Source organism: Xanthomonas sp. NCPPB 4037 (assembly GCF_041475695.2).
Taxonomy (GTDB): Bacteria; Pseudomonadota; Gammaproteobacteria; order Xanthomonadales; family Xanthomonadaceae; genus Xanthomonas; species Xanthomonas campestris.
In genome coordinates this window covers 149658-165335 of the sequence record NZ_CM191261.1, presented here as the reverse complement: position 1 = coordinate 165335, position 15678 = coordinate 149658, and the positions used below count along the sequence as shown (strand labels likewise).

12 protein-coding genes and 1 pseudogene are annotated in these 15678 nt (G+C 65.7%); 6 read left to right on the top strand and 7 right to left on the bottom strand.

All coding sequences use genetic code 11. The annotated features are described in order from the left end of the window. Window positions 1-111 precede the first annotated feature (111 nt). The 3 genes from ACCQ01_RS00745 to ACCQ01_RS00735 are packed head-to-tail and all read right to left on the bottom strand — an operon-like array spanning window position 112 to window position 2755. Complete coding sequence (locus ACCQ01_RS00745) at window positions 112-882, bottom strand: SDR family oxidoreductase (RefSeq protein WP_228433253.1); 771 nt, start codon at window positions 880-882, stop codon at window positions 112-114. Then, window positions 879-1751: an amidohydrolase family protein gene (locus ACCQ01_RS00740; protein WP_228433254.1), complete on the bottom strand. Its 873-nt coding sequence runs from the start codon at window positions 1749-1751 to the stop codon at window positions 879-881. The genes ACCQ01_RS00745 and ACCQ01_RS00740 overlap by 4 nt, the downstream gene beginning before the upstream one ends. Further along, complete coding sequence (locus ACCQ01_RS00735) at window positions 1748-2755, bottom strand: aldo/keto reductase (protein WP_228433255.1); 1008 nt, start codon at window positions 2753-2755, stop codon at window positions 1748-1750. The genes ACCQ01_RS00740 and ACCQ01_RS00735 overlap by 4 nt, the downstream gene beginning before the upstream one ends. A gap of 270 nt (window positions 2756-3025) precedes the next feature. On the opposite strand from ACCQ01_RS00735, the gene ACCQ01_RS00730 reads away from it, so the two are divergent. Beyond that, window positions 3026-4660, top strand: a complete 1635-nt coding sequence (locus ACCQ01_RS00730) for a family 43 glycosylhydrolase (protein ID WP_228433257.1) — start codon at window positions 3026-3028, stop codon at window positions 4658-4660. A 265-nt stretch (window positions 4661-4925) separates the two neighbouring features. On the opposite strand, the gene ACCQ01_RS00725 is transcribed toward ACCQ01_RS00730, so the two are convergent. Beyond that, window positions 4926-5129: a hypothetical protein gene (locus ACCQ01_RS00725; protein ID WP_012439607.1), complete on the bottom strand. Its 204-nt coding sequence runs from the start codon at window positions 5127-5129 to the stop codon at window positions 4926-4928. A gap of 4 nt (window positions 5130-5133) precedes the next feature. After that, window positions 5134-5695: pseudogene (locus ACCQ01_RS00720) on the bottom strand (peroxiredoxin family protein). 407 nt (window positions 5696-6102) lie between these two features. Here ACCQ01_RS00720 and ACCQ01_RS00715 point away from each other — a divergent pair. Beyond that, window positions 6103-7011 carry a DUF4424 domain-containing protein gene (locus ACCQ01_RS00715; protein WP_228433259.1) on the top strand — a complete coding sequence of 303 codons (909 nt, stop codon included), beginning with the start codon at window positions 6103-6105 and terminating at the stop codon, window positions 7009-7011. A 321-nt stretch (window positions 7012-7332) separates the two neighbouring features. Here the strand turns inward: ACCQ01_RS00715 and ACCQ01_RS00710 are convergent, their stop codons facing one another. Next, complete coding sequence (locus tag ACCQ01_RS00710; RefSeq protein ID WP_011039130.1) at window positions 7333-8001, bottom strand: response regulator transcription factor; 669 nt, start codon at window positions 7999-8001, stop codon at window positions 7333-7335. Window positions 8002-8232: 231 nt separating this feature from the next. Then, on the bottom strand, window positions 8233-10176 hold the full coding sequence (acs, locus tag ACCQ01_RS00705) for an acetate--CoA ligase (protein WP_115541546.1): 1944 nt from the start codon (window positions 10174-10176) through the stop codon (window positions 8233-8235). A gap of 263 nt (window positions 10177-10439) precedes the next feature. Between acs and ACCQ01_RS00700 the strand changes: the two genes are divergently transcribed. The 4 genes from ACCQ01_RS00700 (at window position 10440) to ACCQ01_RS00685 (ending at window position 15627) form a co-directional block, all read left to right on the top strand. Continuing rightward, window positions 10440-11822 (top strand): DcaP family trimeric outer membrane transporter, encoded by a 1383-nt coding sequence (locus tag ACCQ01_RS00700; protein WP_042595882.1) that lies wholly within the window; start codon window positions 10440-10442, stop codon window positions 11820-11822. 72 nt (window positions 11823-11894) lie between these two features. Then, window positions 11895-12212, top strand: coding sequence for a DUF485 domain-containing protein (locus ACCQ01_RS00695; RefSeq protein ID WP_011039127.1), 318 nt, complete (start codon window positions 11895-11897; stop codon window positions 12210-12212). After that, window positions 12209-13936, top strand: a complete 1728-nt coding sequence (locus ACCQ01_RS00690; RefSeq protein ID WP_228433261.1) for a cation acetate symporter — start codon at window positions 12209-12211, stop codon at window positions 13934-13936. The genes ACCQ01_RS00695 and ACCQ01_RS00690 overlap by 4 nt, the downstream gene beginning before the upstream one ends. A gap of 683 nt (window positions 13937-14619) precedes the next feature. Continuing rightward, window positions 14620-15627, top strand: a complete 1008-nt coding sequence (locus ACCQ01_RS00685; RefSeq protein ID WP_228433324.1) for a glycerophosphodiester phosphodiesterase family protein — start codon at window positions 14620-14622, stop codon at window positions 15625-15627. Window positions 15628-15678: the final 51 nt, after the last annotated feature.

The window sequence follows — 15678 nt, the reverse complement described above, 5'->3', positions numbered from 1 at the left end:
CGGGTGGGTAAGGATGGGGTGCTCAAATCAGGGCGGACGCGCGATACAGACCGCATCTGGCACTGGCCGCGTCCACGCTGTGGTGAGCGGCACCTTGATGCGTTGCCGCGCTCAGTTGGACCAACCGCCGTCGATGATGTGGGTCTGGCCGGTGGTGAATGACGATTCGTCCGAGGCCAGGTACACCACCAGCTGCGCGATCTCGCGCGGGTCGCCCAGGCGGCCCATCGGCTGGCGGTCGGTGAAGCTCTTCCACACCGCCTGCTCGTCGCCGCCGAGTGCTTGCACGCGCTGGCCCAGCGACGGCGTCTTGATGGTGCCGGGGCAGATCGCATTGCAGCGCACGCCCTGGGCCACGTAGTCGGCGGCGATCGCCTTGCTCAGGCCGATCACCGCGGCCTTGGTCACGCCGTACACGAAGCGGTTCGGCACGCCCTTGATGCTGGAAGCCACCGAGGACATGTTGATGATGCTGCCGTGGCCGCGCTCGAGCATGCCCGGCAGCACCGCCTTGCAGGTGTAGTACATCGCATCGACATTGATCGAGAACGAGCGGCGCCAGGCCGGCTCGTCGCAGTCCAGAATGCTGCCCTGATGCACGTAGCCGGCGCAGTTGAACAACACATCGAACGGGCCGTGCGCGGCCACCAGCGCAGTGATCGCCGCCGCGTCGGTGACATCCAGCAACTGGGTGGTAATGGCGTCGGATTCGGCGGCCAGCGCCTGCAGTGCGGCGGCGTCGATGTCGGTGGCGATCACGTGCGCACCGGCGCGTGCGCAGGCCAGCGCGCTTTCGCGGCCGATGCCGGCGCCGGCGGCGGTGATCAGGCAACGCTTGCCCTGCAGGCGGGTGTTGGACGTCGTGGGAATGGAGACTGTCATACCGATAAGGTTCCGTGGGTGGGGGCCGCCGGCCGTGGCAGACGATAGAACGTGCGTGCGTTGTCGCCAAACACCGCCGCGGCGTGGCCGTCGGCGTACTGCTGTACCAGCTGCTGTGCGATCTGCAGCCACTGTGCGTAGCCCGCGCGCTGGGTCAGCACCGGCCAGTCGCTACCCCACAGCACACGTTGCGCGCCGAAGCGTGCGAACAGATGCGCCACATAGGGCTCGAGCGTTTGCGCGGTGGCGCCGCGCGCCGCTTCGGTGAGCAGGCCGGAGAGTTTGCAGTGCACGCCGGGATGCTGCGCCAGCGCCGCGATGCCGGCGGCCCAGGCAACGAATTCGCCGGCGGCAATCGCCGGTTTGCCGCCATGGTCGACGACCACGCGCAGGCCGGGATGACGCTGCAGGCGCGCCTGCAACGCGGGCACGTGCGCGGCGCGGATCAAGGCATCGAATGCCAGGTCGTGCGCGATCAATGCATCGAAGGCGGCATCCAGCGCGGGGCTGGCCAGCCACTGCACATCGGCAATGTCCTGCACCATCGGGCGCAGGCCCTTGAGCAGGCCACCGCCGGCGCGCACCAATGCGCCGATCCGCGCAGGTGCATCGGGCGCGGCAAGATCCACCCAGCCCACCACGCCGGCGATGCGCGGGGTGTCGCGCGCCAGCTCGAACAGGTAGCAGGTTTCTGCCTCGGTGGCGGCGGCCTGCACCACCACCACGCTGTCGACATCGGCCGCATCCAGCGCGGCGCTGATATCGTCCGGGCCGAAGTCGCGGTACAGCGCGCTCAGCTCCGGCGTGAGCCAGTCGTAATCGCCACGGCCCAGGTGCCAGAAATGCAGGTGCGCATCGACCCGGTTCATGGCGTGGGCAACGCCGCGTCGAGCAGGCCGTCGTCGCGCAGCCGCTGCCACAGTGCGGCCGGCACCGTCGCCTGCAGGCGCGCACTGGCCGACTGCACTTCGGCCACGCTGCGCATGCCTGCCACCACCGTGATCACCGCCGGATGCGCCAGCGGGAACTGCAACGCGGCCGCACCGATATCCACGCCGAACGCGGCGCAGGCGGCGTACAGGCGCTGCGCATGGTCCAGCGTGGCTGCATCCACCGGCGCGTAGTTATAGGTGGCGCCAGGGCCGCGCGCATCGCTCAGCAGGCCCGAGCTGTATGGGCCAGCCGACAGGATCGCCACGTTGCGTTGCTGCGCCTGGTCGAGCAACGCAGCAGCGCCGTGCTGTTCCAGCAGGGTGTAGCGGCCCGCCAGCATTACGCAGTCGAGCGGAAACCGTGGCAGCACCTCCAGTGCCACGTCCTGCTCGTTGACGCCCAGCCCGATCGCTCCGCACGCACCGGCCGCCTTCAGCTCCGCCATCGCCGGCAAGGCCTCCTCCAAGGCCTGGCGCAGCACGTTGGCATGGGTATCGCCGTGGGTCAGCGCACCGATGTCGTGCAGCAACAGCACATCGATGTAGTCGGTGCCCAGGCGTTCCAGGCTGGAGGCGAACGCGCGCCGCACGCCATCGGCGCTGTAGTCGAACTCGGCGCGCCGGCCGGCCACCGCAAAGCCGTCGCGCCCGGCAACCGCCGTTGCGTCGTCATAGACGCAGCGGCCCACCTTGGTTGACAGCGTGTAGTCCGCGCGCGGCACGCCGGCCAGCCCACGGCCCAGGCGCGTCTCGCTCAGCCCGTAGCCGTAGTAGGGCGCGGTATCGAAATGACGGATGCCGGCCTCGAACGCGCCCGTCACCGCGGCCAGTGCGTCGCCCTCGTCGACCGCGCTGTACAGATTGCCGATCGGCGCCGCGCCAAAGCCCAGCGCCGACAGCTGCACCGCAGTGCTGCCCACACGCTGGCGCGGCACATTCATGCCGGCCACCGGGTGCGCAGGGCGCGGGCGGCAAGGAGGCGAACGTGATCGGCACAGCGGTGATGCGACATCGGGGACATCCAGCAGCCGGTGGGGCCGGGCTGTTCGCATATGAATATCGCAATCATAAGTGAACAGGGCACGCTGCAGTGCAGCATATGCCGGCAGGCGTGCCTGCCAGTCGAGGTTCCTATAGCAGGGCCGATTGCGGTTGCCTGCACGCAGGTGCTGGGGCTAGATATCAGGTCCTCATGACGCCACAGGCCCTGCATGCCAACCACCACCCGGCGGGACGTATTCAAGCTGCTGGCCGCAAGTGCCGGTGCCGCCGTGGCACCGGCGGCGCTGGGCGCCACCGCAGCGCCGCCGGCCGCAGCCTGCGGGCAACTCCTGCAGTGGGGGCGCGGAGTCGAGGGCCAGCGCACTGCGGATCTGGGCAACGGCACCTATCGCAATCCCATCGTGGCCGGCGACCACCCGGACCCGACCATCCTCAAGGATGGCGACGACTACTACATGACGTTTTCGTCGTTCTTCTCCTACCCGGGCATCGTGCTGTGGCATTCCACCGACCTGGTCAACTGGACGCCGATCGGCCCGGCCCTGCGCCAGCAGCTCGGCACCATCTGGGCGCCGGACCTGTGCAAGCACGACGGCCGCTACTTCATCTACATCCCGGCCAATCCGGACGACCGCGGCTGGTCGATCTTCGTGATCTGGGCCGATGACATTCGTGGCCCGTGGAGCGCGCCGATCGATTTGAAGATCGCCGGCTGCATCGACCCGGGCCACGTGGTGGGCGAAGACGGCGCGCGCTATCTGTTCGTCAACGGCATCCGCAAGATCCGTCTGCGCGCCGATGGCCTGGCCACCGACGGCCCGCTCGAACCGGCATACGCGCCGTGGCGTTATCCAGACGACTGGGTGGTGGAAAACTTCGCGCCCGAGGGCCCCAAGCTCACCTGGCACAACGGCTGGCTGTATCTGGTCACCGCGGTCGGTGGCACCGCCGGGCCGGTGACCGGGCACATGGTGATCGCCGCGCGTTCGCGCTCGGTGCATGGGCCGTGGGAGCACTGCCCGCACAATCCACTGGTGCGCACGCAATCACCGCAGGAGCCGTGGTGGTCGCGCGGCCATGCCACGCTCGTGGAAGGCCCACGCGGTGATTGGTGGATGGTCTATCACGGCTACGAAAACGGCTTCCGCACGCTGGGCCGGCAGACCTTGCTGGAGCCGATCGAATGGACCGCCGATGGCTGGTTCCGGGCCACCGGCGGTGATCTGTCCAGGCCGTTGCGCACGCCGGCGCGTCTGGCAACGGCGGCGGCACCGATGGCGACAGGCTTCGCGTTGTCGGACGAATTTTCCACCGACAAGCTTGGCACCCAATGGAGCCTGCATGCGCCCAAGCCCGGCGAGCAGGCGCGCGTGCGGCGGGCCAACCAGGCGTTGACGCTGGCATGCGCCGGCACATCGCCGGCAGACAGCGCACCGCTGACCTGCGGCGTCCCCGATCGCGCCTACACGGCCGAGGTGACGCTGGAGCTGGTCGGCAATGCCGAAGGCGGCATCCTGCTGTTCTACAACCACAAGGCGTTCGTCGGGATCGGTTTCACCGCCGACACCATGAAGACCTACGAATATTCCGAAGAACTGGTGTGGGCACGCGCGCCCAACACGCAGCGCCACATCCGCGTGCGCCTGACCAACGATCAGCAAGTGGTGACCTACCACTATTCATTCGATGAGGGCCGCAACTTGCTGCGCCATCCCACCCGCATGGAAGTCTCCGGCATGCATCACAACGTGTTCGGCGGCTTCCTGAGTCTGCAGCTGGGCATCTACGCCGCGCAGGAGGGCAGCGTGGTGCTGCGTGATTTCCGCTATCGCGCGCTGGGTTGATGCGATTGAGTACGCGGGTGCGTTGCCAGTGCATGCGCACGTGTGGACAGCATGCGCGAGGACATGCGGGAACACGTTGAGGCAGCGCTATCACCTAGGCACTTTCAGCGCATGCGCACGTCACTACATTGCAACGACGAGAAAAAAGCGCACACCACGCGCGCCGTCTATTGCGACATCCACCAGGCGCCTGCTGCCTTGCACGCAGTGCGCCGCACAGTTCCCGCGTGCGGAAAAGCGGGGCCACGTGGCCCCGCCTGGCGGCTTAGCCGCAGCAATAGCACACGTTGCCTTGCCCCAATTGGCCGCCGAACTCCGGACACTCGGCCGCGCACTGCCATGCGCTGCAGGCCTCGGTCGTCGGCTGGGTGTTGCTGCCTGCCATGACCTGGAATGCGCCGAAGCCGGTACTGGCCAGGAACGCCGCTGCCACCAACGCATTGCGTACAGATAACCAACGCTTGTTCATGCACTCACTCCTTCACCGTTGCCAATGCCGCTGGCGCATCCGTGCGGCGCAATGCGGCGACCAGGTCCTGCACCCGCTCCGTGGTATCGAACAGGCCAACATGGGAATGGCGCACGCGCCCCTCCCCATCGACGGCCATCACCAATGGCACATTGCGCGCCCGAAACAGCATCAGCGCGCGGCGGTCGGTCAGCGTGACCACCGGAAAATCGAAACCATGCACGTGCGCATAGCGCGCAGCCTGTGCCGGGTCGCAATGGCAGACGCCCAGCAATTGCGGACGGCCCGGCAGGTTGGCCTGCAACTGGCGCGCCGCACGCACCACCGTCGGCGCCGAGCGCCGGCAATACGGACAGGTGGTGGTAAAGAAGAACAGCACTTGCGGCTGCCCCTGCGCGGCGCCCAACGTATAGCTGCGTCCATCCACACCCGGGGCAGCGATGGTCGGCACGTACATGCCGGCGTAGGGCGCAGTCGCGCGTCTGCAGCCACTGTTGCTGCGTGCGCAATTGCCGGTTCTGCCACGCCAGCACCGCCACCAGGATGCACGCCACCAGCAAGCCCAACCATAGCCATGGAAAACGTCGCGCCATCTGTGCTCCTGCTGCATCGCGTGAGCACGAGCCTTGTCCAGGCATCAGCAGATGGTCAATGGTGATATCGACAACTGCGATGGCGCGCGATACCTGGCGGTGGAGGCGATCACGCCGCAGCGCTTGGGCTTGCCAGACTTTCAGCGCGACATAGCCGGTAGTTGCGCAAGTGCACGCGGTTGGCGCGCGGTGCGCATGTTGCCAACAGGTCGTGTTGCAGGACGTGTGGGTTCGCCGGCGGCCGGCAAAAGGTGAGCAAGCGCCTCGCACCCGCTTGCGCGCAGTCGTAGCGGTATGGCGCTTGGGTCTGCTGCGCCTGGAGACAGCGTGGCATGCTAGCGCTCTGCGGCGCGTCGGTGCGCGCCGGTACCAGGGGACCCATGCATATGCTCTTTTCCGCACGCCGCCTGCTGGCGCTGGCCGTGCTTGTCTGCGCCAGCGCGCAGGCCAACGACAGCAGTTTTGGCGATGACAACGGCACCATCCGCTTGCTGCACCAGCCGGACATCAGCATGGACAAGGAAGCGCTGTTCCTGAGCGAGGAGCGCGTGCAGGTGGACTACGTGTTCACCAACAACAGCGAGCGCGACCTCAGCGCGCCGGTGGCCTTCCCGATGCCGCCGATGTATTTCGGCATGGCCGACCACAGCGAGCTCACCGATTTCAAACTGTGGGCGGACGGCAAGCCGATCGCCACCACGCGCAAGTTGGTGGTGTTGCTGGACGACGGTAGCGACATCTCCAAGGCGTTCGCTGCTACCGGCTGGACCCAGGACGATGTGGCCGCCTTCACCGAATCCGGCACCACACCCAAGGGACGCAAACCGTTGCCCGCGCGTTGGGTCGATGCCGACGCGCAACCGCGTTTCACCCTCAACGAGTACTTCGTGTGGCAACAGGCTTTTCCGGCGCGCCGCAGCGTGCAGATCCGGCATGCGTATGCGCCCAGCCTGTCCACCGGCGTGCCGCAGCCCAGCACGTATTTGCTGGAGTCTTATGCCAAGGACACGTGCATTGAACCGGCCACCAAGAGCAGCATGCAACGCCGCGAAGGCCAGTCCGGCCTGGCCTGGGCCAACTTGCGCTACGTGCTCACCACCGGCAAGAATTGGAACGGCCCGATCAAGGACTTCCAGTTGACCATCCGCAAGCAAGCCGCCAGCGACATCCTCAGCCTGTGCTTCGACGGCGAGCTGAAAAAGGTCGACCCGCTGACCTTCCAGTTCAAGCAGGCCAACTTCGTGCCGATGCGCGATCTGAACATCTTGTTCGTGCGCGCGCCGGAATAGACGGCAGCGCTCCACATGTAGGAGCGCACCCAGGCGCGACGGAGCTTTACCTGTAACGCCCACCACAGTCGTACGCGCCAACGCGTATCAGGGTTCTTCTGCAACGCGCGGCTTTGACGAGAGAGCCTTCGCGCCCAGGTGCGCTCCTACGCTGGTGCGGGATTGCGTTGCGCGTATAGCAACTCTATCGATTACCCAACGACAACGACAACGACAACGACAACGACGGCAAGGGTAGCGGGATCACACGTAGGAGCGCGCTCGCGCGCGACCGAGCTTCCCCCGACCAACCCAACGCCCGCACACGCACGCGTGCGGGCGTCAGTCGTCTTCCGGCGGAGGCAACACGATGCCGTCGGCATCGATGGCGAGCTTGCCGGCCATCAACACCGCCTGGGTGCGATTCGTCACGCCAAGCTTGCGCAGGATGGCAGTGACGTGTGCCTTGATGGTGGCTTCGGACACGCCCAGGTCGTAGGCGATCTGCTTGTTGAGGCGGCCGGCGCCGAGCATCTGCAGCACACGGAATTGTTGCGGGGTGAGATCGCGCAGGCGCTGACCAACCTCACGTTCTTCGCTGTCGGTCGGCGGCAGGTTCTGTGCCTCGGCCGGAATCCAGCGTTCGCCATCGAGTACCGTGGCCAGGGCGCGGCCAATGGTGTCCGAATCGGCGGATTTGGGGATGAAGCCGAACGCGCCGTGGTCGATCGCACGCCGCATCACGGTGGGTTCTTCGCGTGCAGACACCACCACTACCGGCAGCTGCGGATGCAGCGAGCGCATATGCACAAGCGCGCTGAATCCCTGTGCGCCCGGCATGTTGAGATCCATCAACAGCAGGTCGGCATCGGGCTGCGCATCGGCCAGGGTGTACAGCGCATCGACGTTGTCGGCCTCGAACAGTTCCACCCCCGGCATCACCCGCTGCACCGCCCCGCGCAAGGCTTCACGGAACAAAGGATGGTCGTCGGCAATCAGCAGGGTGGTCATTTTGGGGCCGGGAATCGGGAGTGGGGAATCGGGAATTGCAAAAGCAACAGCGGAAAGCGAAGGGCGTGCGATCTGGCGTTGGGCGTGTAAGGCGGCGGGAGCGGGGCGCCGAAGAGGAGGTGCGCGAACAGGGATCGGCGTCTCACCAATCCCCACCTCGCGCCCTAACTCCCCAGCCCCCAGGGAACCGCTCTCACGATTCCCCACTCCCGATTCCCCACTCCCAGCTCCTCAGCGCGTCAGCCGCTCATTGACCAGCGAATCCACCACCGATGGATCGGCCAGCGTGGAGGTATCGCCCAGCTGATCCGGGGCGTTTTCGGCGATCTTGCGCAGGATGCGGCGCATGATCTTGCCCGAGCGGGTCTTCGGCAGGCCCGGGGCCCACTGCAGATGGTCCGGCGAGGCGATCGGGCCGATCTCCTTGCGCACCCAGCTCACCAATTCCTTGTGCAGCTCTTCGCTGGGCGTCTCGCCGGCGATCAGGGTCACGTAGGCATAAATGCCCTGGCCCTTGACGTCGTGCGGGAAACCGACCACGGCCGCTTCGGCCACCTTCGGGTGCGAGACCAGCGCGCTTTCCACCTCGGCGGTGCCGATGCGGTGGCCGGAGACGTTGATCACGTCGTCCACGCGGCCGGTGATCCAGTAGTAGCCATCGGTGTCGCGGCGGCAGCCGTCACCGGTGAAGTAGCTGCCCGGGTAGGTGCGGAAGTAGGTGTCGATGAAGCGCTGGTGGTCGCCATAGACGGTGCGCATCTGGCCCGGCCACGAATCCAGCAGCACCAGGTTGCCCTCGGTGGCGCCTTCCAGGATCTTGCCTTCGGCATCGACCAGGGCCGGCTGCACGCCGAAGAACGGCAGGGTAGCCGAGCCGGGCTTGAGGTCCACCGCGCCGGCCAGCGGCGAGATCAGGATGCCGCCGGTTTCGGTCTGCCACCAGGTGTCCACGATCGGGCAGCGGCTGTCGCCGACCACTTCGTAGTACCAGCGCCAGGCTTCAGGATTGATTGGCTCGCCAACGCTGCCGAGCAGGCGCAGGCTGCTGCGCGAGGTCTTCTTGACCGGTGCTTCGCCTTCGCGCATCAACGCGCGGATGGCGGTGGGCGCGGTGTAGAAGATGGTGACCTGATGCTTGTCGATCACTTCCCAGAAACGCGACACGTTCGGGTAATTCGGCACGCCTTCGAACATCACCGCGGTGGCGCCGTTGGCCAGCGGTCCGTAGACGATGTAGCTGTGGCCGGTGACCCAGCCCACGTCGGCGGTGCACCAATAGATGTCGTCCTCGCGCAGGTCGAACACCACTTCATGCGTATAGCTGGCAAACAGCAGGTAGCCGGCGGTGGTGTGCAGCACGCCCTTGGGCTTGCCGGTGGACCCGGAGGTGTAGAGGATGAACAACGGGTCTTCCGCGTTCATGCGCTCGGGTTCGCACTCGGCCGGCTGGCCGTCGACCACGTCATGGAACCAGCGGTCGCGCGGGGCCTGCATGTCCACCGCGCCGCCGGTGTGGCGCACCACCAGCACGGTTTCGACCGTGTTGGTGCCGGGGATCTTCAACGCGGCATCGACGTTGGCCTTGAGCGGGATCTTCTTGCCGCCACGCAGGCCTTCGTCGGCGGTGATGATCAGCTTGCTCTGGCAGTCGATCACGCGGTCGGCGATGGAGTTGGCCGCAAAGCCGCCAAACACCACCGAGTGCACCGCACCGATGCGCGCGCAGGCGAGCATCGCCACGGCCGCATCGACGATCATCGGCAGATAGATGGTGACCCGGTCGCCCTTCTTGACGCCCAGGTTGCGCAGCGCGTTGCCCAGCTTGCACACGCGCTCATAGAGCTCGCGGTAGGTGACCGGGTAGGACGGCGAATCCGGGCTGTCGGGTTCGAACAGCAGCGCGGTCTTGTCACCGCGCGTGGCGAGCTGGCGGTCCAGGCAGTTGACGCTGGCATTGAGCTCGCCGTCGCCGAACCAGCGCACGTGGAAGTCGTCCAGCGCGAAGCTGACGTCCTTGATCTGGGTGGGTTGCTTGAACCAGTCCAGCCGCTGCGCGGCCTTGCCCCAGAACTGCTCGGGGTGTTCGATCGATTCGCGGTACAGCGTTGCGTACTGTTCCCGCGTGATGCGCGCACCGGCGGCGAACGCGGGATCGACGGGATAAACATCAGCCATGGCACCCTCACTTGCGATCAACTTGTCGGAAGAGGGCCGCTTGCGCGCGCCCCGTAGACAATCAGTGTGCCGCATCCATTCTGTCCCGGCGGTCAACGGAGTCTTAGACCATGGTCGTAACTGCCGCTGCGACCGTCGGTCGCCTTGCGAAATGCTGCATTGCAGCTACGACCAAAGGCGAATAGGCGGCAAAGCGTGGCCTGCCGCACGCTCCGCCTAGCGTCGCCGTCCATGCGCGATGCCTTCACCGGGGAGGGGGTTCCATGAAACACCGTAAAGCACCGTTGGTGCGCAAACCGCTGGCTGCCGCTTTGTTCGTGGCCACCATCCTGCCGGGTGTCGCGTTCGCGCAGACCTCCAAGGAAAAGGCGCTGGAAGCACGCATTGCCGATCTGGAACGCCAGGTCCAGATGCTGGTCTCCGCCCAGCAGCAACAGCAGGGCCAGATCACCCAGACGCAGACCCAGGTCGGCGAGGTGCGTGCCGCGCAGGCACAGGCACCTGCAGCCCCGGCACTGCCGGCGGGCAAGCGCCCGATCCAGCTGACCAGCATCACGCCCAATGCGGCGGCGGGCACCACGTTCCGCTACGGTGGCTTCATCAAGGCCGACTTCATGACCACTCGCACCTCCGACGGCGCATTGCCCGAAGGCGCGGTGGGGCGGTACCTGTATATCCCGACGCAGACGCCTGTCGGGGGACAGGCCTCGAGCACGGACACCGACTTCCATGCCAAGTTCTCGCGCTTCAACCTGGGCGTGGACACCGTCACCGAGAACGGCGACAAGCTCACCGGCTTCATCGAGCTGGATTTCTTCGGCAACGCGCTGGCCAACCAGGTCAACAATCTGTACGGCGGCACCTTGCGGCATGCCTACATGAGCTGGAACAACTGGCTGGCCGGTCAGACCTGGTCCAACTTCGTCGATGCCACGATCCTGCCCGAAGCCGCCGATATCGTCGGGCCGACCGACGGCGCGCTGTTCAGCCGCCAGACCCAGATCCGCTACACCCGCGGCGCCTTCAGCGTGTCGGCAGAAAACCCCGAGACCCTGACCACGCCTTACCAGGGCGGCAACACCATCCTGGCCTCGGACCACGGCGCCATGCCGGACCTGACCGCGCGCTACAATTGGAAGGGCACCTGGGGCACCTTTGGCCTGTCGGCGATTGCCCGCCAGTACCGCACGCGCAGCGCGCTGACCAACGACACCGATTTCGGCGGCGCCATCGCCGGCGGTGGCCGCTGGATCATCAATGCCAACAACGATCTGCGCTACCAGCTCAGCTACGGCGAAGGTTTGGGGCGGTATCTGGGCCTGGGTAACGGCTCGGACGTGGAGATCGACATCGACGGCAAGATCCAGACCGTCAGCACGCTTGCAGGCTGGGTGGCCTGGCGCCACGACTACAACGCCAAGCTGCGCAGCACGATCATGTATTCGCGCGTGAACTACGACCACGACATTGCCAACACCGGCGCGCTGGCGAGCAAGTCGCAGCAGAGCATCCGCGCCAACGTCTTCTATTCGCCACTGCCCAAGGTGGATGTGGGCGCAGAGCTGATGTACGGCCGCCGCGAAGCCGAAAACGGCGATAGCGGCGACATCTCGCGCCTGCAGTTCACCACCAAGTACAGCTTCTAAGTTTCACCCATCGGTTGCCCCTGCCACGCGGTGGTGGGGGCCGTACCGCCCCTGCAGCACTGGAGACTGACCATGACCGTCTCGAATGACGCACTGATCGCCAAGATCGATGCCAATCCGAAGTACCACGCCCTCAAGCGCCAGCGCAACACGCTGGGCTGGACCCTCACCGCGCTGATGTTGCTGGCCTACTACGGCTACATCGGGTTGATCGCCTTCGACAAGGCGTTCCTGGCCAAGCCCATCGGCGACGGCGTGACCTCCGTCGGCATCCCGATCGCGATCGGGGTGATGGTGTTCACCATCATCATCACCGCCATCTACGTGCGTCGTGCCAACAACACCTACGACCAGCTGACCGCGCAGATCCTGGAGGAAGCCCGCAAATGAGCAAGACTTCGCGCCTTCTTCTGATTTTGGCCGGCCTGCTGCCGGCCGGCCTCGCGCTGGCCGCCGGCGGCGACATGGGCCAGGTCGACAAGCAACCCACCAACTGGGTGGCGATCGGCATGTTCGGCTTCTTCGTGCTGGGCACCTTGTGGATCACCAAATGGGCGGCCGCCAAGACCAAGTCGGCGGCTGACTTCTACACCGCCGGCGGTGGCATCACCGGCTTTCAGAACGGCCTGGCGATCGCCGGCGACTTCATGTCGGCCGCCTCGTTCCTGGGCATCACCGCCGCGGTGATGGCCAACGGCTACGACGGCCTGATCTACGCGATCGGCTTTCTGGTCGGTTGGCCCATCCTGACCTTCCTGATGGCCGAACGGCTGCGCAACCTCGGCAAGTACACCTTCGCCGACGTGGCCGGCTACCGCTTCGCGCCGACCGCCATCCGCAGTTTTGCCGCATCGGGCACGCTGGTAGTGGTGCTGTTCTATCTGATCGCACAGATGGTCGGCGCCGGTGCGTTGATCAAGTTGCTGTTCGGCCTGGACTACTGGGTGGCGGTGACCCTGGTCGGCGTGCTGATGATGGTCTACGTGCTGTTCGGCGGCATGACCGCCACCACCTGGGTGCAGATCATCAAGGCGGTGTTGCTGCTGACCGGCGTGACCTTCATGGCCGTGGCGATCATGTGGCACTTCAACTTCAGCTTCGAGGCGCTGTTTGCCGAGGGCGTGCGGGTGAAGACCGCGATCGCGGCCAATGGCGGTGCATCGCCTGAGGATGCAGCCAAGGCGGGCCTGTCGATCATGGGGCCGGGCGGTTTCGTGAAAGACCCGATCTCGGCGATCTCCTTCGGCATGGCGCTGATGTTCGGTACCGCCGGCCTGCCGCACATCCTGATGCGCTTCTTCACCGTTCCCGACGCCAAGCAGGCACGCAAGTCGGTGCTGTGGGCCACCACTTGGATCGGCTACTTCTACATCCTGATCTTCATCATCGGCTTCGGTGCGATCGCCCTGGTGCTGACCAACCCGCAGTTCGCCGATGTCACCACCGGCACCATCCACGGCGGCAAGGGCGCGGCCAACATGGCGGCAGTGCTGGTCGGCAATGCGGTGGGCGGCAACGTGTTCATGGGCTTCATCTCGGCGGTGGCCTTCGCCACCATCCTGGCGGTGGTCGCAGGTTTGACCCTGTCCGGCGCCTCGGCGGTGTCGCATGACCTGTACGCCACGGTGATCAAGAAGGGCAACCCCGCGCCGGGTTCGGAGCTGAAGGTCTCGCGTGCCACCACCCTGGTGCTGGGCGTGATCGCCGTGCTGCTGGGCATCGTGTTCGAGAAGCAGAACGTGGCCTTCATGGTGTCGCTGGCCTTCGCCATCGCCGCCTCGGCCAACTTCCCGGTGCTGATCCTGTCCTTGCTGTGGAAGAACTGCACCACGCGTGGTGCGGTGGTCGGCGGCTTCCTGGGCCTGATCTCCTCGCTGGTGCTCACCGTGCTGTCGCCGTCGGTGTGGGTGGACACGCTGGGTAACGCGGCCGGTTCGGCGCCGTTCCCGTACACCTCGCCGGCGCTGTTCTCGATGACGATTGGCTTTGTCGGCATCTGGCTGTTCTCGATCCTGGATCGCAGCCCGCAGGCGGCCAACGAACGTTCCGCGTTCAAGGCGCAGCAGATCCGTGCCGAAACCGGCCTGGGTGCTTCCGGTGCCTCCGGTCACTGATCCAGCGCATCACTGAGTGCTGTCACGCAGACGCCGGCCTTGTGCCGGCGTCTTGCGTTTGGGGGCGATGAGACGAGCGACGCACCGGCGTGCTGCGATACCTCTCGTCGATGGGTTCATGCGCCTGCGCGTCCACCGGCGGCTGCGCTGTGCAAAGGCGCAGCCGAACCCTTCTCCAGAAGCCGACCGTCTGCGCAGCGCGCACGCGATGCACGGATCGAATGCCGAAGGTCCCGCGCCTGACCACCACACCCCTGACCGTCGACGTCGGCGCGCCATGCCCGATGTGCACGCATCTGCATGCGGTCAGGCGTCGCCTCATCTCGCGCCGATTCGGGTGACGCCGTCATCTACTTCGTTTTTCGCGCCACCGCTGCGTGGCCGCAGAAAACGGCAACACCAGCGAAGAAATTAAGTCATCGAGAGTGACTAAATTGGCCCGCAAGCCGAACGCTGATCACGCCCGGCTTGGCCTCTCCCCGGTATCCACCGGCTGGCGAGTGCGCTGCAAGCGAGTTCGCCGATTGCGTCGACCCGTCGGCTCTCGTCCATCCCTTGCCCTTCCTGCACCTACGAACCGGGACACAGAGACCATGCCTACCCTCCTCGCTCCACATCCGCTGGCCCGCGCCTGCCGTCTATTCGGCGCCCTGGCACTGCTGGCTGCACTGCCGCAGCTGGCGATGGCCGCCTGTAACGACAGCTCCGACATCAAGATGCAACGCATCCTGTTCAACTCCTCCAATACCGTTGTGCTGGCGCACCGTGGCTTATGGGGCAAATACGCCGGCATCGCCGACATGCCGGAAAACTCGCGCGGCTCGCTGCAGATCGCCAACGACCAGTGCATGGATGGCGTGGAACTTGACGTCAAGCTCACCAGCGATGGCGTGCCGGTATTGCTGCACGACTACAACCTGGGCCGCACCACCACCGTGTGGCAGCAACATCCCGGAGTGAAGTACGACCCGATCACCAACCAGGGCGTCAACCCGTCGATTCTGGTCACGCCGTGGTCGCAGGTCAGCCAGTTGTTCCTGCTGACGCCTGATCGTCGTACCACCACCGGCTATCACGTACCGCGTGTGGATGAGCTGTTTGCCTATTACAAGCAGCACAACCTGCGTACGCCGATGGTGTTCGACATCAAGGACGCGGCCACGGTACGCGCAGTGCGCAAGGCCGCCGAGAGCCAGTTCGGCGTGGCATCGGGCAGCTATGTGGCCGCCAAGGTCAATGCAACGCTGTACACCAGTCGCGATGCCTACCGTGCAGATGGCAGCGGCATGGTCGGCATACCGGTGTTCACCACCAACATGCTGGGCAAGATCAATGTGCGCCAGACGATCTCGGCATGGATGAACAACGGTCACCAGACGATGGAGATCAACGTCAAGCAACTCGGCGGCCTGCTGCAGAGCGATGCCGATTTCATTCGCGAGCGTGGTTATCGCGTGGGCGTGTTCCAGGCGATTCCGGATGGCCCGTCTGCGGGCAAGTTCTATCAGAACAGCGGCGCCTGCTGCTACGCGTTGTCGGATCTGTATTTCTCCTATTCCGGTGGCCGCGATACCGCAGACAACCGCGGCAATCTGGACTACATCGTCCACAGCCAGGCCTTCGGCCTGATCACCACCGATGATCCGAAGGCCGCGATCCGGTATCTGCAGGCAGCCCACAAGCACGACTAACTGGTGCCTTTCCCGGCCCATGCGGGCCAGTGGCCCCGACGCCGGCATTGC

Coding starts and splice junctions, on each gene's coding strand:
- ACCQ01_RS00745 (WP_228433253.1), bottom strand. CDS start 882: ATGACAGTCTCCATTCCCACGACGTCCAACACCCGCCTGCAGGGCAAG.
- ACCQ01_RS00740 (WP_228433254.1), bottom strand. CDS start 1,751: ATGAACCGGGTCGATGCGCACCTGCATTTCTGGCACCTGGGCCGTGGC.
- ACCQ01_RS00735 (WP_228433255.1), bottom strand. CDS start 2,755: ATGAATGTGCCGCGCCAGCGTGTGGGCAGCACTGCGGTGCAGCTGTCG.
- ACCQ01_RS00730 (WP_228433257.1), top strand. CDS start 3,026: ATGCCAACCACCACCCGGCGGGACGTATTCAAGCTGCTGGCCGCAAGT.
- ACCQ01_RS00725 (WP_012439607.1), bottom strand. CDS start 5,129: ATGAACAAGCGTTGGTTATCTGTACGCAATGCGTTGGTGGCAGCGGCG.
- ACCQ01_RS00715 (WP_228433259.1), top strand. CDS start 6,103: ATGCATATGCTCTTTTCCGCACGCCGCCTGCTGGCGCTGGCCGTGCTT.
- ACCQ01_RS00710 (WP_011039130.1), bottom strand. CDS start 8,001: ATGACCACCCTGCTGATTGCCGACGACCATCCTTTGTTCCGTGAAGCC.
- acs (WP_115541546.1), bottom strand. CDS start 10,176: ATGGCTGATGTTTATCCCGTCGATCCCGCGTTCGCCGCCGGTGCGCGC.
- ACCQ01_RS00700 (WP_042595882.1), top strand. CDS start 10,440: ATGAAACACCGTAAAGCACCGTTGGTGCGCAAACCGCTGGCTGCCGCT.
- ACCQ01_RS00695 (WP_011039127.1), top strand. CDS start 11,895: ATGACCGTCTCGAATGACGCACTGATCGCCAAGATCGATGCCAATCCG.
- ACCQ01_RS00690 (WP_228433261.1), top strand. CDS start 12,209: ATGAGCAAGACTTCGCGCCTTCTTCTGATTTTGGCCGGCCTGCTGCCG.
- ACCQ01_RS00685 (WP_228433324.1), top strand. CDS start 14,620: ATGGCCGCCTGTAACGACAGCTCCGACATCAAGATGCAACGCATCCTG.